The following is a 5,492-nucleotide window of genomic DNA, read 5'->3' as shown; positions in this document are numbered from 1 at the left end:
CATATTTAGTATCGTCACCTGCAAAAGTAACAATGTCACCGCCAAGGATTGAACCAGTGCCACCAGTAACTGCCACAGCACTTTTACCCGCATCAAATGCACCATCTACCGCATAACCTGCACCGCCACCTTTAAGATGCACACCAACTGCATGAGAATGGCGAATTGCAAAGTTCATGATGCGATCGGTCATACCGTTACGAAGCATATCGTCACGACCCGCTTCATTGACTTTAAATAGACCAGATTGTTTACCACGTAGGTTACCAATTGCGGCATGACCCAACACCATTTGCAGATCATTACGGGGTGCACCATTACGCTCAAGAATACCAAGCGAACCTGCAAAGTCGGTCATATCTGCTGCGGTACCAAACGGTGTTTTGCCTGCGGTACCATAACCAATCGAAGCATGTTTATAAGCTTCCAACCAACAATCATGCTCAACTTCATTTACTAGTGTACGCATCGCCTGAGCAAAGCGGTCGGTCTGGATCTGGCCAAAGGTCCCTGCATTTTGTAATGAACGGGTTTCTTCGCCATTCCAACGGATCGGGACGTTACGAGACTTGGTAATTTTAGCAACCACATTACCCACCTCACCATCACCGGCATCTGGTGCAGTTACCCCAGGCTTTGTGTCTTGTGCTTCAGCAACAGTTGTCACTGGGATTTTGACATCATCACCCACTGCAGCACGTGCAATACCTGTGTCACGTGTTACTGCAGGGATAAAACCTGTAATCTCACGAGATACAATATCCATTGCCGCATAAAGTGTTGGCAATAAGCCATCTAAGTTATTAGCCATCTGCTAATTTCTCCAATTAATTTAAGATTTAAGAACTTGTAATTTCGCCGCCATCTTTCATGAATGATGCTTTTTCTGATGGACCTAATTGTTCGAAGCTCTGGCGTGTCATTGCTTTACCACCGCCTTGACCACCATTGCCCCCTTGATAGCCACCACCTGAGCCTTGACTGCCTTTGAGAATTGCATCCTTGTGTTGGTATCCTCCAACTAAGATTTCTAAGGCCTCATCAAAACCAGCATCGTCACCATGATTAGTACGTGAATAGATTTTCTGACCTTTGTTGTCATAAGCGACTGGCTTGCCATTTTCAACTTTGAAGTTGCCACCAAACATGGCTTGAACCATATCTGCAGGAACAGCTAACTTTTCAGCAGCAAACTTAGAGCGAGCAAAACCACCACCGATCAATTCGCCATGTAATTGCTGTTGATAGGTATCACGTTCTTGGGTGATTTGGCCCAATTGTGTTTCATAGGTCTGTTTGACGGATTCAATCGCTTCGGTACGTACGCGTTCTGCTTCACCAGCATCAATAAGCTTCTTATCATCAAAGTTCTTGATGGTTTTGAGTGCATTACGTGCTTCACTAGCATCTAGACCTTCAAATGCTTTAAGTCCTGCTTCCGCAGCCTCTTTAGCTTCACGATGAGTCTTTGCTTCCGCGTTCAGTGAACTAATCTTCTGCACGGCGTGAGCAGCATCAAAAGCGACTTCTTTACCGTCATCATGGATGTAGATAGGAAGACTATTGTCATCCACTTCTGCGTATGTCTTACCATCAACAACAACTGTTTTAATTTTCATAGGTTTCCACCATTTCTAATGAGCATCCGCTCGTTGCGCCCTATTCATCCGAAATTCAGGCAATAAAAAAGCACCCGAAGGTGCTGTGGTATGTGTTTAATCAGCCTGCTGTAATTTCTGCATGCGCCTGCCAGTCTTCAGCAAGTAAATCTGAGATAGAGGGAACCCAAGTATCAAATGTTCCTTTTACATTTTTCAAAGCAAGATGTGCATTTAATCCATCAGTTGGTTGACGCAATTCAACATGCATTCCTTTACCATTCCAGCCACTTCGACTAATCGTATTGCCAAGTTTTAGGTTTTCCAATGCCGTTCCGAAATTCATTTTCTTTACTCACAAAAAAAGAGCCTATTGGCTCCATGCTTAATTAATACTGCTTTAAACTTTGGTTTTTAAGTGTTCACCAGTACAAGTCTGAAATGCAATGAACCACATCTTCAACCAGCGATTTGCGGTATCACGCATTAGAATTGCATCAGCCCGCCCATTATCGAATTTAGGCTTAAGCTCATACTCCATAGAAAAGAGATTGAGCTTAAGAACTTTGTGATGATCTTTTAAATTGGTTTTTTCGAGTTTTTCTAAAATCTCACGCTCAAATAACCATACAGTGCGTTTTAGTCCTGTTTTCTTTGGTTCTTTTTTCACAACCCCAACTCCTTAAATGTATCTTCATCCATCTTTCTAAGCTCAGCAATGGTAAAAGTCTTGCCGCTTAATGGATCAATGAATTTGTCTAATGGATACTGACCCGACTTGTAGAGTTCATATCGAGTCTTACCCAGCCAATTACGCTGAAAGGTTTCATCCTGCGTAGCAAACCACTGCTTATACGTCGTATTGGCATCAACTTGGCCTATGTCCCAATCTTTGCCCTTTTCCTTATCAACAACGTAAGGACGCACACCATCAATATCACCATCTGCATTGCAAGCGACTTGAATGGTTCGACAGCGACGGTGATATGGCGGCCTTTCATGATTCTCATCAATCTTCTGCACACGACCATCACGCAAGGCGCATTCCTTAGAAGTACGGCTATCAAGTGTCGCTACATCTTTGGTGTATTTAGCCCCTAGATCCTTCCATATACTAAGATAGGTTTCATTGCTGATATGTGCCCGCGCCGTGCGCACTTCTGTATCAATCGAATTGCGAGACTGCTCTAACAAACCATCTTTATACTCGAGCTTTTTAGTACCTTTGATCCGCTGAATGATCTGCTGATTAGTTTGTCCCGACGATACGCCATCGCGAATGATGTATTCAGCCTTTTTACGCAATGATTCAGCTACATTAGGGAAAATCAGATCAATGAGCTGACCACCAGCAAAGGGTTGCTTACTCACTTTCTTAAGTAGCTTCTGGCCATCAATCTTAGGTACTTTCTCACTGGCCATTCGGTAGATATAGCCAGCCTCATGAACCGCTAGGAAACAGCAGAAACTGCAAATACATCAGGTAATGTCACGGCGATAGATTGTTGCCATTCTTTAAATAGGTCCCGAATCTCTCTCAGTGCAGGAGTTGTATAAGCAGCCGAGGCAAGCGCCTTTAACTCAGCATCACTTAGCTCATCCAGTAGATCACGTAACCTTGAAAGATACTGATTAGAAATACCATTAAAGCTTTGAATGATCTCCTTGATAGCTGAACTGGACAAGCGCTGTAAAAAGCTATTGTGCTGCGTTAAAGCATCTAAAACTGGATCACTCATCAAACCCACCTGCTTTCTCTTGATCTAACTTGATTCGCATCTCTTCAAACGATAGCTCGCTAAATGCACCTGTTTGCTCGTACTTATACCAAACCGACCAAGGTAAATGCTCAGAGATAGCAGCATCATATAAGCGCTTAGCTCGTTCTTCACTGAACTTAGGCTTATTGAAGTCTTGAGAGATTAAGTAATTCAACTCATTAGGACCAAGCTCATGATTAGGTAAGGCAAACTTGGCACACCAACGTAAAGCCATTGTGAGTGCTTCACTGATATTAGATACTGCAAGTGATACGACTGAATGCTGAATAGAATCTTCGTTGTCTGCTTGAGTAGCTGTCTTATTGGCAGATCCAACCTCAATCAAACGTGCACCGAGTTCTTTCATTGCAGTCATTTTTTCATTCATCAACTGCTTGGCCAGATTATTTTCTTCAGCCTGAACAATTTCAACTTTTGTCGGGAATCCCGAACGTGAACCAAAAGACACCTTATCTTTTTTGATAATTTCATATTGATGATCAGTCACATCTGGCAATGATAATATCGGCTGACCAATAATGAAGCCTGACTCTTCAACATCAGCAGAGTTTCGATAATGCGCTAGATTAAGATCAGCTAGATCAAGCAACGGTGCATTATTGATTTCATCTGTATTGTCTACAGCACCACAAAAAGTAAAAGGTATGTATTCCCAAGTTGCACCACTATAGTCAGTTGGGATGATCTTCTCTTGTGGCACCCAGTTCTTATCCTTGTCGAGAATATAAACTTGAACGGTATAAACAAAGCCTTGCTCTGATTGCTCTAGGCGTAGTACTCGATACTGGTCTTGTGTCTTACTGCTAAAACCATCAGGCTCACGCTCAGAAAGTGACTCACGGATTTTAACAAAGCTCAATTTGCGCTGATTGCCAACAACAATATGATCCCAATCCTCAACGACAGTCGCCTTTAGAATATGAATCATTGGATAAGCACCTTTGATCTTATCCTCAGCTCTATTTTTGCTTGCTGCTACAGTTGGGTAGTCCACATATACACCACAGCGGTATTGCTTCAGGATCGACCGCAGCATGCGCTGTGAGCATTGAAAGATAGAACGCCCTGCACCATCAGCATTGCGTTCTAAATATTCCAATTCATCAGGACGAGTAAAATCGGGTAGCTTATTAAACGCCGTGCCAACATAGCTACCTAGTGTACGACCAGTAACACCATAAAACACGGCGCGGCCTAGATAGTCCTTATATCGCTCAGCATCACCACTGCCAAACGTTTCTGGTACAGGCAAATAAGTTTTACCTGCATCTTTAATTGTTTTCTGCCCCTTACAAACATCATCTACTTTCTTCCAAAGAGCAATGTTCGCATCATAATCAGCGTGTTTCGTTGTAATTCCAGCCATACATTACCATCGTCTAAAAATAGGAATATCTTTAATTGAAGTGACTTGTTTAATAATTGGGAAGCGCTTGGCCAATGGATATCCGCCCGCATCACCCACATGGTCTAATCCAGCAGATTTATCAGGCATCCCAAACTTGTCATAAACTTGCTGTTCAAGCGTCTCGGTAAAACGTGGGCATTTGTTTGTATTAACCTTGAGTGTTCGCTCACCATTGCCATTTAAGATCAGAGCATTCACGGCGTTAATGCGATCTTTAATTGCAGGATTTGTACCATCAACCTCAACTCTTAAACCGTGAGCCCTTAAAATCGCATGATCCGACTCACTACTATTCTTTGATGATTTTGATTGGCCAGCAGCATCGGGTATCACCGTAATTTCATGATTTTGAAAACGCTCATTAATCAGTTTTGCCATTGTTGGTGTATCTCTAGCATCCACTAATTCATCAAGTGCTAGTGGCTTCCCCTCACGTATCACATAGACCACGGCGGCCATTTTCAGTACGTTAAAGTCCATACCAATGATCAAAGGCTCTCTAGGCTGAATCTCTTCATCCGTATGGTTGAGCTTTCTGTCAAAATCAGGATAAACAGCACCACTGGTCAAGTTAACAAACTGACCTTTTAGATAGGCTGAGATTAATTGTGGCGGATATGACTCAAATAACGATGAAATATAATCATCAGGTAGATTCTTTGCATTGTCATAAGTAGAGGCTTGGATCATGCCATAGAGCTTTCG

8 protein-coding genes are annotated in these 5,492 nt (G+C 42.7%); all 8 read right to left on the bottom strand.

Annotation, left to right across the window (positions count from 1 at the left end):
• A partial coding sequence (locus tag Aru01_RS02590; protein ID WP_042111124.1) for a major capsid protein occupies positions 1 to 811 on the bottom strand: 811 nt, incomplete at its 3' end.
• 28 nt (positions 812 to 839) lie between these two features.
• Complete coding sequence (locus tag Aru01_RS02585) at positions 840 to 1,619, bottom strand: DUF6651 domain-containing protein (protein WP_016656578.1); 780 nt, start codon at positions 1,617 to 1,619, stop codon at positions 840 to 842.
• Positions 1,620 to 1,719: 100 nt separating this feature from the next.
• Positions 1,720 to 1,944 carry a DUF2829 domain-containing protein gene (locus Aru01_RS02580; RefSeq protein WP_016657059.1) on the bottom strand — a complete coding sequence of 75 codons (225 nt, stop codon included), beginning with the start codon at positions 1,942 to 1,944 and terminating at the stop codon, positions 1,720 to 1,722.
• 54 nt (positions 1,945 to 1,998) lie between these two features.
• Positions 1,999 to 2,268, bottom strand: a complete 270-nt coding sequence (locus tag Aru01_RS02575) for a hypothetical protein (protein WP_016657060.1) — start codon at positions 2,266 to 2,268, stop codon at positions 1,999 to 2,001.
• A complete protein-coding gene (locus Aru01_RS02570) occupies positions 2,265 to 3,020 on the bottom strand; it encodes a minor capsid protein (protein WP_016657061.1) in 756 nt (251 codons plus the stop codon). The genes Aru01_RS02575 and Aru01_RS02570 overlap by 4 nt, the downstream gene beginning before the upstream one ends.
• A gap of 29 nt (positions 3,021 to 3,049) precedes the next feature.
• Positions 3,050 to 3,337, bottom strand: coding sequence for a hypothetical protein (locus Aru01_RS18775; RefSeq protein ID WP_016657062.1), 288 nt, complete (start codon positions 3,335 to 3,337; stop codon positions 3,050 to 3,052).
• Positions 3,330 to 4,745 (bottom strand): DUF4055 domain-containing protein, encoded by a 1,416-nt coding sequence (locus Aru01_RS02565; RefSeq protein ID WP_016657063.1) that lies wholly within the window; start codon positions 4,743 to 4,745, stop codon positions 3,330 to 3,332. Before Aru01_RS02565 ends, Aru01_RS18775 begins: the two co-directional genes overlap by 8 nt.
• Before the next feature lie 3 nt (positions 4,746 to 4,748).
• Positions 4,749 to 5,492, bottom strand: a 744-nt coding sequence (locus tag Aru01_RS02560) for a phage terminase large subunit family protein (protein WP_042111123.1), incomplete at its 5' end; no start/stop codon positions are given.

The organism is Acinetobacter rudis (genome assembly GCF_000829675.1).
GTDB classification, from domain to species: Bacteria; Pseudomonadota; Gammaproteobacteria; order Pseudomonadales; family Moraxellaceae; genus Acinetobacter; species Acinetobacter rudis.
This window is presented reverse-complemented; position numbering and strand designations above follow the sequence as displayed.

Coding starts and splice junctions, on each gene's coding strand:
- Aru01_RS02585 (WP_016656578.1), bottom strand. CDS start 1,619: ATGAAAATTAAAACAGTTGTTGTTGATGGTAAGACATACGCAGAAGTG.
- Aru01_RS02580 (WP_016657059.1), bottom strand. CDS start 1,944: ATGAATTTCGGAACGGCATTGGAAAACCTAAAACTTGGCAATACGATT.
- Aru01_RS02570 (WP_016657061.1), bottom strand. CDS start 3,020: ATGGCCAGTGAGAAAGTACCTAAGATTGATGGCCAGAAGCTACTTAAG.
- Aru01_RS18775 (WP_016657062.1), bottom strand. CDS start 3,337: ATGAGTGATCCAGTTTTAGATGCTTTAACGCAGCACAATAGCTTTTTA.
- Aru01_RS02565 (WP_016657063.1), bottom strand. CDS start 4,745: ATGGCTGGAATTACAACGAAACACGCTGATTATGATGCGAACATTGCT.